12 protein-coding genes are annotated in these 15396 nt (G+C 70.7%); 9 read left to right on the top strand and 3 right to left on the bottom strand.

Going from position 1 to position 15396, the window contains the following annotated elements:
* The first annotated feature begins 44 nt into the window (after positions 1-44).
* From KBY47_RS27475 to KBY47_RS27465, 3 genes are all read left to right on the top strand, one after another.
* Complete coding sequence (locus tag KBY47_RS27475; RefSeq protein ID WP_210925527.1) at positions 45-1418, top strand: ABC transporter permease; 1374 nt, start codon at positions 45-47, stop codon at positions 1416-1418.
* A 4-nt stretch (positions 1419-1422) separates the two neighbouring features.
* Entirely contained in the window at positions 1423-2136 is a 714-nt protein-coding gene (locus KBY47_RS27470) for an ABC transporter ATP-binding protein (RefSeq protein WP_210925525.1), read from the top strand.
* A 180-nt stretch (positions 2137-2316) separates the two neighbouring features.
* Positions 2317-2736 (top strand): type II toxin-antitoxin system PemK/MazF family toxin, encoded by a 420-nt coding sequence (locus KBY47_RS27465; protein ID WP_210925523.1) that lies wholly within the window; start codon positions 2317-2319, stop codon positions 2734-2736.
* Here the strand turns inward: KBY47_RS27465 and KBY47_RS27460 are convergent.
* Together KBY47_RS27460 and KBY47_RS27455 are read right to left on the bottom strand one after the other, a co-directional pair.
* A complete protein-coding gene (locus tag KBY47_RS27460) occupies positions 2703-3365 on the bottom strand; it encodes a response regulator transcription factor (protein WP_210925522.1) in 663 nt (220 codons plus the stop codon). The two genes, KBY47_RS27465 and KBY47_RS27460, sit on opposite strands and share 34 nt — an antisense overlap.
* Positions 3340-4512, bottom strand: coding sequence for a histidine kinase (locus KBY47_RS27455; protein ID WP_210925520.1), 1173 nt, complete (start codon positions 4510-4512; stop codon positions 3340-3342). The genes KBY47_RS27460 and KBY47_RS27455 overlap by 26 nt, the downstream gene beginning before the upstream one ends.
* 180 nt (positions 4513-4692) lie before the next feature.
* Between KBY47_RS27455 and KBY47_RS27450 the strand changes: the two genes are divergently transcribed.
* Positions 4693-6963 carry an MMPL family transporter gene (locus KBY47_RS27450; protein WP_210925518.1) on the top strand — a complete coding sequence of 757 codons (2271 nt, stop codon included), beginning with the start codon at positions 4693-4695 and terminating at the stop codon, positions 6961-6963.
* Between the two features lie 141 nt (positions 6964-7104).
* Here KBY47_RS27450 and KBY47_RS27445 read toward each other — a convergent pair whose 3' ends face one another.
* Positions 7105-8130, bottom strand: coding sequence for a LacI family DNA-binding transcriptional regulator (locus KBY47_RS27445; protein WP_210925515.1), 1026 nt, complete (start codon positions 8128-8130; stop codon positions 7105-7107).
* Between the two features lie 219 nt (positions 8131-8349).
* On the opposite strand from KBY47_RS27445, the gene KBY47_RS27440 reads away from it, so the two are divergent.
* From KBY47_RS27440 to KBY47_RS27420, 5 genes are all read left to right on the top strand, one after another.
* Entirely contained in the window at positions 8350-9711 is a 1362-nt protein-coding gene (locus KBY47_RS27440; protein ID WP_210925513.1) for an ABC transporter substrate-binding protein, read from the top strand.
* Complete coding sequence (locus tag KBY47_RS27435; protein ID WP_210925511.1) at positions 9708-10634, top strand: carbohydrate ABC transporter permease; 927 nt, start codon at positions 9708-9710, stop codon at positions 10632-10634. The genes KBY47_RS27440 and KBY47_RS27435 overlap by 4 nt, the downstream gene beginning before the upstream one ends.
* 3 nt (positions 10635-10637) lie before the next feature.
* Complete coding sequence (locus KBY47_RS27430; protein ID WP_210925509.1) at positions 10638-11501, top strand: carbohydrate ABC transporter permease; 864 nt, start codon at positions 10638-10640, stop codon at positions 11499-11501.
* A gap of 57 nt (positions 11502-11558) precedes the next feature.
* Positions 11559-13640: a glycoside hydrolase family 2 protein gene (locus KBY47_RS27425; RefSeq protein ID WP_210925507.1), complete on the top strand. Its 2082-nt coding sequence runs from the start codon at positions 11559-11561 to the stop codon at positions 13638-13640.
* 90 nt (positions 13641-13730) lie between these two features.
* A complete protein-coding gene (locus KBY47_RS27420) occupies positions 13731-15389 on the top strand; it encodes a ricin-type beta-trefoil lectin domain protein (protein WP_308405309.1) in 1659 nt (552 codons plus the stop codon).
* The last annotated feature ends 7 nt before the right edge of the window (positions 15390-15396 follow it).

Below are 15396 nucleotides of genomic sequence, written 5' to 3'. Positions count from 1 at the left end.
CAGCAAACAGCCCATCACCGAACGAACCAAGAAGGCCGACATACATGAACTTCGTCAAACGTGCGGGCCTCAGCCTGTGGGCCCGCAAGGGCCGGACGCTGATCACCTTCGCCACGTTCCTGGTCATCTCCGTCATGGTGCTGGCCGGCGTACTGATCAACGCCGCGACCGCCCGCGCCGAACGGGACGCCACCCGGTCGGTGGGCGCCGAGGTCAACCTCGACGTCGACCCGCAGGCCCAGGGGAACCTCGGCCAAGCCCCGACGATCGACGCCTCGGTGGTCGAGGAGATCGGTGAGCTGCCCCAGGTCCAGAAGTACACCTACTCCATGTGGGACCGGGTACTCCTGAAGGACGGTGCCGGACTCGTCACCGACGGTGTGGACGGCTCCATGGGGCCCGGCGGCACCCCCGGCATCGGCGTCCTCGACTCCTCACTGCTGGCCGACTTCCGCAGCGGCAGGCTGAAGCTGCTCTCCGGAAGGCACCTGACCGCCGCCGACCGGGACAGCAGGCAGATCCTCGTCGAGGAGCGCCTGGCCGGGAAGAACGGCCTCAAGACGGGCGACAAGGTCACCCTGACCGGCAACGACGAGAAGACGACCGGGGAGTTCACCGTGGCCGGTGTCTTCCGCGACCCGCGCCCCGGCAGCGAACCGGAGCCCGAGTACTACGTCAACCCGGCCAACATGATCTACGGCACCGTCGGCGGCCTCGCCGCCCTCAGCACGCCCGGGGGCGGGGCCCGCCAGATCACCAGGGCGACCTTCCTCCTGACGGACGCCGGCCTCCAGGACGCGTTCAAGGACAGGGCCGAGGACGTCGCCGGGGCCGCGCTGGACGGCTTCACGCTCGACGTCAACGACAAGGCCGTGCGGCAGATGACCGGCCCGCTCAAGAGCATCAGCTCCACCGCCACCCTCGCCATGTGGCTGATCGGCGTCGCGGGCGCCGCCGTCCTCGCCCTCCTCGTCAACCTCGCCGTCAAGCAGCGCCGCAAGGAGTACGGCGTGCTGCTGTCCCTGGGCGAGAAGAAGTGGAAGCTCATCACCCAGCAGGCCCTGGAGATCGCCGTGGTGGCCGCCCTGTCCATCGCGCTGGGCTCGATGTTCGCGCCGCGGCTGACGCAGGGCGCCGGTCAGTCACTCCTCGGCAGGGAGGCCGCTTCCGCCCAGGAGAAGATCGACTCCTGGCAGCCGCCCGGCCCCGGCAGCACCGGTCTCGACGAGGGCATCGACCTCGACGACCAGCCCGTCGAGAACGCCGACCCCGTCGACAGGATCACCGTGGTGCTCAAGCCCGCGGACCTCGCCGCCGTCGGTGGCGTCGGGCTCGGCATCAGCCTCCTCGCCACCGCGATCCCGGCAGCCTCCGTGCTGCGCCTCAGCCCCCGCTCCATCCTCACGAACGGCAAGTGACCCCATGACCAACACCCACCCCACCGCGGCCCCGTCCGTCCTCCGCCTCCACCGGGTCAGCCACACCTACTCCGGCCAGCGACGCAGGACCACGGTCCTCCGGGACATCGACTACTCCTTCCAACGCGGCACGTTCTACACGATCCTGGGCCCCTCCGGCAGCGGCAAGACCACCCTGCTCAGTCTCGCCAGCGGCCTCGACACCCCCACCAGCGGCACCATCAGCTTCGACGGCCGCGACCTGAAGGAGCTGGGCCTGGGCCGCTACCGCAACAAGCACGCCGCCACGGTCTTCCAGCAGTACAACCTGCTCACCTACATGACGGCCCTCCAGAACGTCGTCTGCGCCATGGAGATCACCGGCGCCAGGCCCGCCCAGGGCAGCCGCAGGGCACGCGCCCTGCACATCCTGGACAGCGTCGGCCTCGACAGGTCGCTGGCCACCCGCAACGTCATGCGGCTGTCCGGTGGCCAGCAGCAGCGGGTCGCCATCGCCCGCGCCCTCGCCTGCGACGTCGACGTCCTCTTCGCCGACGAACCCACCGGGAGCCTCGACGAGGACACCGCCCAGGGCATCATCGACACCTTCCGCCACCTGGCCCACGACCAGAACAAGTGCGTGGTCGTAGTCACCCACTCCCAACAGCTGGCCACCCAGTCCGACCGCGTACTCACCCTGCGCAAGGGCAAGTTGACCGAACAGGTCAACCAGCGCTGACGCACGAGGGTTGACGTGTCTTGTCGTCAGTGGCGGGAAACCGCGGCGCCTCCTGCCGGCGGGCAGGGTCTACGCTGTGACCTGAGGCCACCGTACGATCTTCAGTCTTCACGCCCGATGATCACCCGTGGCCGCACCCGTCTTCACCACCCTCGGCCCCGTCTCGTGCCAGGAGGACACATGCAACGCGGCGATGTCTGGTGGGTCGACTTCGACGAGCGGCGCCCGGTCGTGCTGTTGTCGGACGACGAGTCATCCGGGTTCCAGGCGATGCAGGTCGTGGCTCCGGCGGGCGTCGACATCGGCGGCCTGGGCGTTGAAGTGGCGATAGGCGCCCGGGAAGGGCTGCCCTTCGAAGGCGTGCTGCGGTTCGCGCTCCCGCGTCCAGGCTTCACTCCTTGCACCTGGCTGACCACCGTGTCCCGGGACGACCTGATCGAGCGGGCGGGCGCCTTGTCCTCCGCGAAGCTCAGGGAGGTCGCGGAAGCCCTTCGTGCCGCTGGACCAGGTGACACCTTCTCGGACTCGCCGCAGCCCTGTGCCCGGGACATGGCCCGGCACCCGGCTCAGGTTCCGGGGAGGATACGGCGGGTCTCGTAGGCCCACATCGCGATCTCGACCCGGTTGCGGGCGCCGAGTTTGGCCATCAGGCTCGCCAGATGCGTCTTCACCGTGCTCAGGCTGATGTGCAGCGCGTCGGCGATCTCGGTGTTGGTCAGCCCGCGGGCGACGGCGAGGAGCACCTGTTCCTCGCGGGCGGTGACGGGGGACACCGGCTGGGCCGCGGGCCGCCCGGCGGGCAGGTCCGCGAACGCCTGGAGCAGACGGACGGTGACGCTGGGCGCGATGAGCGCCTCGCCGTCGGACGCCGACCGTACGGCCTGGGCCAGCAGGTCCGGTCCCGTGTCCTTGAGGAGGAATCCGCGGGCGCCGGCACGCAGTGAGCCGTAGACGTACTCGTCGAGGTCGAACGTGGTGATGACGACCACGACCAGCGGGTCGGCGACGCCCGGGCCGGCGACCAGCCGGGTGGCCTCGAGCCCGTCGAGCACAGGCATGCGGATGTCGAACAGGCAGACGTCGGGGCGCAGTTCGCGGGCCAGATGTACCGCTGCCCGCCCGTCGGCGGCCTCGCCGACCACCTCGATGCCGGGCTGGGCGTTCAGCATGATCCGCAGTCCGGCGCGGATGATCGCCTGGTCGTCAGCGACGAGGACGCGAATGGTCATGGCTCTCGCTCCTCGCTCTCGGCAGTTCGGCTTCGACATGCCAGCCCCGGTCGGTACCCGGGCCGGCTCGTAGTGTGCCGCCGAGCAGGGTCGCGCGCTCGCGCAGTCCGGTAAGTCCGTATCCGTCGCGGCCCCGGCCGGTGCGTCGGCCGTTGTCGCGCACGCTCACCCGTACCGTGTGCCGTTCCGCGGCGACCCGGACGACGACCTCGGTCGCGTCGACCGCATGGCGCAGCGCGTTGGTCACCGACTCCTGCACGATGCGGTAGACGGCCGCGTCCAAGGCTGGTGGCAGCGAGTCCAGATCGCCGTCGAGCCCCAGGTCGACCTTGAGGCGATCACCCGGCGTGCGCACCAGGCGCTCCAGCTCCGCGACCCCGGCAGGGGGCGCCAGCTCGGCGCCGACCCCGCGGTCGCGCAGCGCGGCGACCATGGCGCGCATTTCCTCCAGCGTGCGCGCCCCTTCCTCCTCGACCCCCTCCAGCGCCTCGACGGCGGCGGACGGTTCGGCGCCCGCGAGCACCCGGCCCGCCTGGGCGATGATCACCATGGCCGACACATGGTGGGCCACCGTGTCGTGCAGTTCCCGGGCGAGCTGCTCGCGCTCACGGGAGCGCACCTGGTCCAACTGCCGCTCGCGAGCCGTCACCCGGAACCGGACGGCAGCCCCGACCACGCCGGGCAGCAGCAGGAAGACGAAGCCCACGACCTTTTCGACGACCGGGCTCTCGTACGTGGCGACACACACAGCGCCGACAGTGACGATCACCGAGCCGCCCAGCACGATCTCGCGTCCCGACCCCCACCGGGGCAGCGCGTACACCAGTACGAGCACGACCACGCCGGTGTCCAGGCCGACGGGTACGTGCGGTGCGGCGAGTAGCGAGGCCACCTGGAGCAGCAGCACCGAGCCGAACGCCAGCGTGACCATCGCCAGCGGGCGGGTCCGGCGCCACAGGAGCAGCAGGCACAGCCATACGGTGAAACCCACCGCCACGGGCCGCCACACGACGTTCTCGCGCAGGGCGGCCTCCAGCGCCACACCCGCCAGGCCCGCGGCGAGCAGCGCCCAGTCCCGCCGTACCCGGGCGGGCGCGTCGGGCGGCCGGGGTTCGGTCCACAGGGTTCGCAGGTCGTCTCGGAGCACGGTTCTCAGCCTAGGGACCGCGGGGTGCCGCGCATCGGCCGAAAGGACGGGGTCTCACTCCGACTTGGGGCCGACTGATCCGTGGCCCGCGAGCCGATGCCGGAGAGCGCCGTGGCGGCGAGCCTTACGCATCGGCGGCCGTACGAGCACGGCCGGCCGACGAGGTGGTTGGAGGCCCCGATGCTCTCGAAAGCCCTGTTGCGACTGGGCGCAAGCGCCGCCCGCCATCCCTGGCGGGTGATCGCGGCATGGCTGGTCGCCGCCACGCTCGCCGTCCTCGCCGCGATCGCCTTCGGCGGGCGGAACGCGGATTCGATGACCGCTCCGGGACTGGACTCCCAGCGGGCCGCGGAACTGATCGAGCGGGCCGGCACCGGCCAGGAGGGGATGACCGCCCAAGTGGTCGTCACACCCCTCGACAGCGCTGCGACATTCTTCGACCACGACAGTGCGCGCACCGCCCTCACGCGGCTGCGGACCGAGGTGGAGCGGCTGCCGCACGTGCTCGGCACGAGCGACCCGGCGGGGGCACTCGAGGCAGGCGGGGACACCGCCGTGCGCGGCGGCCTCGTCTCGGCCGACGGGCGGATCGCGGTCGTCCGGGTGCAGTACCCCGACCAGAGCCGGCTGTCGGCCGAGGACCTCGACGCCCTCGTCGATCTCGGCGACCGGCTGCGCGCCGAACTGCCCCTGCGCATCGAGATGGGCGGGAACCTCTTCTACGCCTTCTCCGACCCCGACGGCGGCGTGAGCGAGTTGATCGGCCTCCTCGCCGCCGCCGCGATCCTGTTCCTGGCGTTCGGTTCGCTCGTCGCCGCCGCCCTGCCGATCGGCATGGCGGTCTTCGGACTGACCGTCGGGGTCGCCACGATGACGGTACTGGCGGGGGTGACGGACGTCCCCACCTTCGCGCCCGTCCTGGGCAGCATGGTCGGGCTCGGAGTGGGCATCGACTACGCGCTGTTCGTGCTCGCCAGGCACCGGGAGTACCTCGCACGCGGGCTCGATCCACACGAGGCGGCCGGACGAGCGGTGGCCACGGCGGGGCGACCGGTGGTCGTCGCCGGCGGCACCGTCGTCGTGTCGATCCTCGGCCTGGCGGTCGCGAACGTGCCGTTCATGACGGTGGGCGGGCTCGCCGTCTCGATCGTCGTCCTGATCATGGTGGTCGCGTCGGTGACGCTGCTGCCGGCCTTCCTCGGCGCGGCCGGCCCGCGCCTGGGCCGGGCCGGCCGGATCGGCCGGGCTCTGCGGACCAGGAAGCCGGGCCGACTCGCACGGCGGCGGGACCCGGCGGCCGGCGCCGCCCACGCCGCCGGGTGGCGGCGCTGGATCGGTCACGTCAACCGGCACCCGGTGCCGTACGCGGCCGGCGCGGCGGGGCTGTTGCTGACGGCGACGCTGCCCGTGCTGGGCCTGCGCGTCGGCCTGCCCGACGACGGCTCGCTGCCCCACAGCCGTACCGAGCGCCGGGCCTACGACCTCGTCGCCGAGGGGTTCGGCCCGGGCACCAACGGTCCCCTCGTCATCGCGGCGGACCCCGCCGGTGACCCGGGAGTGCTGGACCGACTCGTCGGGGCGGTCGCGGCGGATCCAGGCATCGCATCCGTCGCGCGGACGCGCGTCGACCGGGCCACCGGCATCGCGACCCTCATGGTGTTCCCGACCACCAGCCCTCAGGACAAGGCCACAGCCGACACCATCGCCCGGCTGCGTACCGACGTGCTGCCCACGGCGATCGGGCACGGCCCGGCCAGGGCCCACGTCGGCGGCGCCGCCGCGAGCCTGTCCGATGTGGGCCAACGCACCAGCAGGCGCCTGCCGGTGTTCGTCGCCGCCGTGCTGGCGATGTCGTTCCTGCTGCTGATGCTGGTCTTCCGCTCGATACTCGTACCGCTCAAGGCGGTACTGCTGAACCTGCTGAGCATCGGCGCGGCCTACGGCATCATGGTCGCGGTCTTCCAGTGGGGCTGGGGAGGCGCCCTCATCGGGCTGGAAGCGACGGTTCCGATCGTGTCGTTCATCCCGATGTTCCTCTTCGCCATCCTGTTCGGCCTGTCGATGGACTACGAGGTGTTCCTCCTCTCCCGCGTACGCGAGGAGTACCTGCGCACCGGCGACAACGGCACCGCGATCGTCGAGGGCGTCTCGCGCACCGCCCGGATCATCACCTCGGCCGCCCTCATCATGGTGGCGGTCTTCCTGTCCTTCGCCGTCGCCGAGGACCCCTCCGCCAAGATGTTCGGGCTCGGACTGGCCACCGCGATCTTCATCGACGCCACCGTCGTACGCATGGTGCTGGTACCGGCGACCATGACACTCCTCGGCCGGGCCAACTGGTGGCTGCCGAAGTGGCTGGACCGGATGCTTCCCCGCGGCCCGGTCGCCACCGCCGACACCGACGCGGAGTCCACGGGGGAGGCCCCGCGTCCACGGCTCGTTGACCGTTGACTCACCTCCTGCCCGCCCTTGGCGTCCAGATCGTCGAGGCGCGCAGGTCGCCTTGTCTCCGGCGACCGCGTCCCGCCAGACGCGAGGTCGGCCGTCGGGCCCGCGGACGGGAGGGGCGGTGCGGCAGCAGTTGACTGGGCGTCAAGCCAGCGGGGACTCGCTGACGGTGCTCCCCCTGACCACGAGCCGGTACGGCGCCTTACTGTCGCTCGGTGACGGGGCCGTGCCCTCGATGACTCCGACGAGGGTGCTGACGGCCAGCCGGGCGATGTGGGTCTTGTCGGGGGCGACGGTGGTGAGGGTCGGGGAGCTGTACTCACCCTCCTGAATGCCGTCGACGCCGATCACGGCGACGTCCTCGGGCACCCGGAGTCCGGCGCGGGCGAGGGCGTGCATGGCGCCGATGGCGAGGAGGTCGTTGTAGCAGAAGACGGCGTCGGGCGGCTCGGGCAGGGCGAGGAGCTGTTCCATGGCCTGGGCGCCGAAGTGCCGGTGGAAGCGGGGGGTGGGGACGATGAGGGACTCGTCGACGGCCAGGCCCGCCCTCTCCACGGCCTGGCGGTAGCCGATCGTGCGCAGCTGAGCGGTTTCGCCGGTGCTGTAGGGCTGATCGCCGACGGCGGCGATGCGCCGACGGCCGAGTGCGACGAGGTGGTTGGTGGCGTCACGTGCGGCGGCGACGTTGTCGATGGCCACGTGGTGGAAGTCGCCGTTGAAGATGTGCTCGCCCAGGAGGACCACCGGCACGCGGTTCGCGCGCTCGTGCAGTTCGTCCGCCGAGATGGTCAGCGGGCTGAGCAGCAGCCCGTCGAACATGGTGGCCCGGGACTCGCGGCCGAGGAGTTCGCGTTCCCGGTCGCCGTCGCCGTCGGTCTGGTCGAGCATGACCACGTAACCGTGCGCACGGGCCGCGGTGATGACCTCGCGGGCCAGTTCCGCGAAGTAGGGGACGTCGAGTTCCGGGACGACGAGGGCGAGCATGCCGGTGCGGCCCCGGCGGAGGTTGCGGGCGACCAGGTTGGGCCGGTAGTCCAGCTCCTCGAGTGCCGCTTCCACGCGGGTCCTCAGCTCCTCGGAGACGGGAACCGACGCGTTGACCACGTTGGACACCGTACGGATCGAGACTCCCGCCCGCTGGGCGACGTCGCGCAGGGTTGCGCCGGCCATCCAAGTCCCCCTCTTCGCTGCCCTCGGTCCGCCGACGTCCGTCCCACCGGAGGTGACCGCGTCGGCAAGAGAATGTTACCCGGGTATTGCATCGTTGCAAAACTCCACGCATCATCTCTGCATCGTTGCAATCCGCAGCGCCCAGCGGGCCGCTGCGATGACAGCTCGTACGGGCACCGCACGTCCCGGTGACCGCTTCACCCCAGAGGAGCCGCGCTGATGTCCACACCATCCGTTCCGCGCCGCAGCGTATTGCGCGGTGCCCTGGGAGCCGGCGCCCTCGCCGTCAGCGCCGGCCCGCTCGCCGCCTGCGCTCCCGGTTCCACGGCGAGCGAGCCCCGCAAGCTCACCAGGACACCCAGTGCCTCGGCCAAGGGCGAGATCACCATCTGGAACCGCTCGGGCGACCTGTTCAAGGTCTTCGACGCCGCCATCGACGAGTTCCGCAAGGCCCACCCCGACGTGAAGGTGAACCACCAGGCGGTGGACATCGACGCCAAGCTCGCCAACGCCCTCATCACCGGGGCCGACCTGCCGGACGGCAGCTTCTGGGACGACGCGAAGATCGGCGGCCAGGCCGAGCACCTGTACGACCTGACGGACCTCATCGAGCCGTACCGCAAGCAGACCTCGCCCTACAAACTGTCGGTCAACACCGTGGACGGACGGATCCACGGCGTCCCCTGGGACCTGGACCCGGGCCTGCTCTGGTACCGCGAGGACCTGCTCGAGGACGCCGGAGTCGATCCCGCGGGCCTCGCGACGTACGACGACCTGCTGGACGCGGCACGTGCCCTGAAGGAGAAGAACCCCGAGGCGGGCCCCATCCACCTGGAGAAGGACCCGTTCCTCGGGCAGCTGTGGCTGGAGATGCTCGCCAACCAGCAGGGCACCAGCGTCGCGGACGCCGAAGGCAGGGTGCGGCTGGACTCCAGGGAGTACCGCACCATCCTGACCTGGGTCCGATCGGCGGTGCGGGACGGCCTGGTGACGCATGCCGACTACCTCAAGCAGGCCGACCTCGCCGCCCTGGAGGACGGCCGGCAGGCACTGGTGCCCTGGGCCGTGTGGTGGTCGTTCGCCCCCCAGCAGTTGCTGAAGAAGACCAAAGGGAGGTGGCGGGCCACCCAGCTGCCCGCCTGGACCCCGGGCGGAGCCCGCAGCGGCGCGATGGGCGGCAGCAGCTTCATCATCCCGGCCAAGGCGAAGAATCCCGAACTGGCCTGGCTGCTGTACGAGTTCCTCTGCTTCAAGGAGCCCGGTTACACCGCGGTCTACGGACCGTCCAGCGTCTATCCCGGCGGACTCAACACCTCCGTGCCCAGCTACACCCCCGCGCGCAAGACCGACCGACCCCTGTTCGAACCGGTGGAGGCGCTCGGCGGCCAGGACCTGTGGAAGGTCGCCGTGGACGCCGCCGCCGCCATCCCGGCCGCCGCGCCGATCCCGGCCTGGTGGAACAAGTCGGTCGACTACCTCGGCAACAACCTCCAGCGGTTGATGGAGGGGTCGATGACCCCCGACGACGTCATCGACGACTCCACCCGCAAGATCCAGCGCAACCTCGTGGACCGCGCGTGACACCGGCGACCCTGTCCCCCGTGCACCGCGAGGAACGAACGGCACCACCCCGACCCCGCGCCCGTCGGCGGCCCTTCCTGGCGCCCTACCTGTTCGTCGCCCCGTTCTTCCTCGTCTTCGCCGCGTTCGGCCTGTACCCGCTGGTCTTCGCGCTCCAGTTGAGTTTCACCGACTGGAAGGGCGCCGGGGACGCACACTTCATCGGGTTCGAGAACTACAGCTATCTGCTGACCAGTCCGGAGTTCTGGTCGTCGCTGGGCAACAGCGCCGTGCTGTGGCTGCTGATCGTCCCCGTGCAGATCATCGGCGGGCTCGCCGCCGCGGTCCTGCTCGCCAACGCCCGCCTGCGACTGCGGGGCATGTTCCGGGTGGCCTTCATCGCTCCCTTCGTCACACCGCTGGTGGCGATGGCCCAGGTCTGGATCGTCGTCTTCGACACCGACTACGGACTGGTCAACCACCTGTTGCAGCTGGTGGGCCTCCCCGAGGTGGCGTGGCTGACGTCGACCTCCTGGGCCAAACCCACCCTCGCGCTGCTGTTCCTGTGGAAGACCACCGGCTTCGCCATCATCATCCTGCTCGCCGGGCTCCAGGCCGTGCCCCCCGACGTGTACGAGGCCGCCGCGCTCGACGGGGCCTCGCGGCGGCGGCAGTTCTGGTCGCTGACGCTGCCGCTGGTGCGGCGCAGCATCGCCTTCCTGGTCGTGATCCAGACCCTCGCGGTGTTCCAGATGTTCGCCGAGCCCTTCGTGGTGACCCAGGGCGGGCCCTACGGGTCCACCACCACCGGCGGCCTCTACCTCTACGACCACATCACGTCCTCCGACCTCGGGACCGGAGCGGCGAACTCCTTCCTCCTCGTCCTGCTGGTCTTCGCCCTGTCCCTGCTGTCCGTACGCCTGCTGCGCTCCCGAGACGAGTGACCCATGAAGGACAAGAGCCTCTCCCAGCCACGCCCCGGGCCGCTCCAGTACGCCGTCCTCGCCGGGCTGGCCCTGCTGTTCGCCTATCCCATCTGGTGGGCGATCACTTCCTCCTTCAAGCCACCGAACGAGATAGTCCGCGCGCCGCTGTCGTTCTCCCCGGGTTCTGCCACGCTCGACAACTACCGGGCGATGTTCCACGACGTGCCGATCGGCACCGGGTTCCTCAACACCGTGCTCGTCGTCGCCGTCAAGGGCGCGATGACCATGTGCTTCTGTCCGCTGGCCGGGTACGCCTTCGCCAAGTACCGCTTCGCCGGCAGGAACCTGCTCTTCGGCGTCCTCATGCTGACGCTGATGCTGCCCACCCTGGTGCTGATCATCCCGCTGCTGCTGGAGATGAGCCAGCTGGGCTGGGTCAACACCTACCAGGCGCTCATCCTGCCCGGCAGCATCGACGCCTTCAGCATCTTCTGGATGCGGCAGACCATCGCGGCGGTCCCCGACGAACTCCTCGACGCCGGGCGCATGGACGGAGCGGGCGAGCTGCGGATCTTCACCCGCATCGTGGTGCCGGTCATCCGGCCGGGCCTCGCCGCGCTCGGGGTGCTCACCGCGATGAACATCTACAACGACTTTGTGTGGCCCGTCGTCGCCGTCAACGACGAGAGCCACCAGACCCTCCAGGTCGTCCTCGCCACGCTCGCCCAGAACGTCACCGGGAACCGCATCGGCGCCGACTTCAGCACCGTCTGGGGTGAACTGCTGGCCGCCGGCAGCATCGCCATGCTGCCCGTGCTGCTGCTGTTCATCCTGCTGCAACGCCACTTCATCAACGGGATCCTCGCGGGCAGCGTCAAGGGCTGACCCCCGCCCCGTCCTTCCGGCCCGCCCCCCGAACCCACGATCGGAGCACACCCGCCCATGCCCACACCCCGACCCGAGTACCCGCACCCCCACTTCGACCGCTCGCACTCCTGGGCCAGCCTCAACGGCACCTGGGACTTCAGGGCCGACCCCTCGGGCCACCACACCGCGGACAGCGCCGACGGCTACGACCAGCGGATCACCGTGCCCTTCGCGTGGGAGACGCCCGCCTCGGGCATCGCCGCGCACTGGCTCCAGACGGCCTGGTACCGCCGGACGTTCACCGTGCCCGCCACCTGGCGGTGGCAGCGCGTCATCCTGCACTTCGGCGCTGTCCACCACGAGGCGGCCGTCTGGGTCAACGGCATCGAGGTGGCGCGCCACGAAGGCGGCTACACACCGTTCTCCACGGATGTCACGGACGCTCTCGGTGACGGGGAGCAGGAACTCGTCGTCCGTGTGCACGCGCCCGCGGACAAGCTGGAGATCGTGCACGGCAAACAGCGCAGCATGCCGCGCGACGACTACGACGGCGTCTGCTTCACCCCGTCGTCCGGCATCTGGCAGAGCGTGTGGCTGACCCCCCGCCCCGTCACCCACCTCGCCGCCCTGAGGCTGCGTCCCACACCGGACCTGGCGGGGATCGGCGTGGAAGCGGAGGTGCGGGGCCCGGACCTCGACACCGCCCAGCTGAACCTGCGCGTGCGCGCGGAGGACAGGACCGTCACCCTGAACGTCGGCCCGGACGGGCGTGCCCACGGTGAACTGTCCCTGGAGGCACCCCGGTTGTGGTCCCCCGAGGACCCCCACCTGTACTACGTCGACGCCGAGCTGATCAGCGCCCACGGCAGCGACCGCGTCACCGGCTACACCGGGCTGCGCTCCATCACCGTGGACGGCGAGACACTGCACCTCAACGGTCGCCGGCTGTTCGTCCGCGGCGTCCTGGACCAGGGGTACTGGCCCGACACCGGAATGACCGCACCGGACGACGCGGCCCTGCGCCGGGACCTGGAGATCGCCGCGGACGCCGGCTACAACCTCGTACGCAAGCATCTGAAGCTGGAGGACCCCCGGTACATCCACCACGCCGACACCCTCGGCATGCTCCTGTGGGCCGAACCCGCCTCACCCGGACGCTTCTCACCGGCGTCCACGGCCCGGTTCGCCCAGCAGATCGAGCCGATGGTGGAGCGCGACGGCAACTCCCCCGCCATCGTCATCTGGGGTCTGTACAACGAGGAGTGGGGCCTGGACTGGGACGTCCCCGGCGACGCCGCCAAGCAGCGGGCGGTCGCCGACGCCTACGACCGGCTCAAGGCACTGGACCCGACGCGGCCGGTCGTCGACAACTCCGGCTGGACCCATGTCAGGACCGACCTCATCGACTGGCACTACTACGACGAGAGCGCCGCCTCCTGGGCGTCCACGGTCGCAGACCTCCTGGCCGGGCAGCGCGACGACTTCCCCGTCAGGCTCGGCCCCGACCACGTCGTCCACAAGAAGCTCGCCGTGCCCGGACAGCCGTTGCGCGGCCTGCCCAACCTCAACAGCGAGTACGGCGGTGGCTTCACCGGCCTGGAGCGCGCCTGGCACCTGCGCTGGCAGACACAGGAGCTGCGCCGTCACGACCGGCTCGCCGGATACGTGTACACCGAGCTGTACGACATCGAGCACGAGAGCGCGGGCCTGCTCGACTTCCACCGTCTCGCCAAGGACCTCGCCGGTGTCGACCCCGCCCAGGTGAACGCGCCCACCACGCTCGTCCTGGACGTCACCCCCGTCGCCCCCGGACGCGACCTGCTGACCGGCACCGGAGATCTCACCGTCGACGTGCGCGTCTCCCACCACGGCACCTCCCCCGTCGAGGGCGTCCTGCACACGACGTGGACCCCCGTGTACGCCCCCACTCCCCCGTCCCCCGGCGCCCCGGTGCCCGGATGCCGCGCCGAAGCCAAGCCGTACGTCCTCGGAGAGCCGGTCACCGTTCCCGCCGCCCTCCCCGAAGGCTGGGCCAGCGGGCGGCTGCACCTGGCCCTGGTGGCGGAGGGCACGGTCCTGGCCCGCACCGCCCTCGACGTGGACACCCGGACCGCGCCGCGGATCGGCGACGATCCGCTGGCCCGCCCGCTCAGCTGAACCGAGCCCGCACGCTCACCGAACCGCGCCCCGCCGGGCGCGCCCACCGGCCCGTGCACCACCCGGCAACCACCTGAGAAGGAGTCGCTCGTGCGCATCACCTCACCCCCGAGACCCTTGGCCGCCCTGGGCGTCCTCACCCTGCTGGCCGCCCTGCTGTCACTGTGGGCATCGCCCGTCTCCGCCGCCCCGGCCGGACAGGTCCTCTCCTCACCGAACCTGACCACTCATCCGCAGGGAGACAACAGCTACCCCAGGGCCATCCGCCTGGACCACGACGGCTCATCGGGCCAGACCATGCTGGCCACGTTCGCCCGGCGCAACCAGGGCGCGCCCAGCTCACTGCCGATCTACCGCAGCACCAACGGCGGGCAGACCTGGAGCGCCAGCCCGATCTCCACGATCACCTCGAACACCTCCGGCTGGGCCCTGGAGGCGCCCGTCCTGTACGAGGTGCCCCGCACCGCCAACGGGCTGAACGCGGGCGACCTGCTCGCCGCGGGCACGGCCTGGAGCGCGGGCAACTACAGCGCGCAGAAGGTCGAGGTCTTCAAGAGCACGAACCACGGCCAGAGCTGGCAGTACCTGTCCAACTGCACCCAGAGCAGCGGCCAGCCCAACACCATCGGCCACGGCATTTGGGAACCGTGGTTCCTGCTCGCGCCGAACAACACCCTCGCCTGCTTCATCTCCGACGAGCGACCCGCCAACACCCCGACCAACAACCAGGTCATCGGTCACTACACCTCGACCAACGGCGGACAGACCTGGAGTTCCACGCTCACCCAGGACGTCGCCTTCCCCGCCGACAATCTGGCGCGTCCCGGCATGTCGATCGTCGTCCCGCTGCCCAACGGCACGTTCATGATGGCGTACGAGCTGTGCCGGGACGCCACGGACGCCGACCACGCCTGCGAGGTCTACACCAAGACCAGCCCGGACGGCCTGAACTGGGCGCCGACCAGCTCACCGGGCACCCTGGTACAGACCAGCGACGGCCGACAGCTGCTGCACACCCCGTACCTGGCCTGGCAGTCGGGCGGCGGCCCCAACGGCACCCTGCTGATGTCGGGGCAGCGCGTCGTCACCGGCCCCACCGGCAACAAGGCGATCATGTCGGAGTCCGGGACCGTCGTCTTCGCCAACACCAACCTGGGCTCCGGCAACTGGACCGAGATCGAGGCCCCCGTCAGGACCGACCCCACCGGCGGCTACAACCCCGGTGAGCCGTCCTGCCCCGGCTACAGCTCACCGATCACCCCGCGAGCGGGCGGCACCACCTTCCTGTACCTGACGGCGACCTGGCTGGGCACCGGCAACCAGTGCCAGGTCCGCTTCAACACCGGCAGCCTCGGTGGCCCGGTCGGGCAGGTCACCACTCCGCACGTCGCGGGCAAGTGCCTCGACGTGGACACCAACACCAGTGCCAACGGCAGGGCCGTGCAGCTGTGGGACTGCGGCACCGCGACCGGTCAACGGTGGTCGGTCGCGCCCGGCGGCACCCTGCGCGCCTTCGGCAAGTGCCTGGACATCGTCGCCAACGCCACAGCCAATGCCAGCAAGGTGCAGCTGTGGGAGTGCAACGGCGCCGGCGGCCAGCAGTGGCAGCGCCAGGCGGACGGATCGCTGCGCAACCCGCAGTCCGGCCGCTGCCTGGACATCCCGGCGGGCGCCACGGCCAATGGCACCCAGCTCCAGATCTACGACTGCAACGGCCTCAGCACACAGAAGTGGAACCTTCCCGCCTAGCCGATCC

It is taken from the genome of Streptomyces sp. B93 (genome assembly GCF_018070565.1).
Classification (GTDB): Bacteria; Actinomycetota; Actinomycetes; order Streptomycetales; family Streptomycetaceae; genus Streptomyces.
Note: the sequence above shows the minus strand (reverse complement) of the source record. Positions and strands in the feature narration are given on the sequence as shown.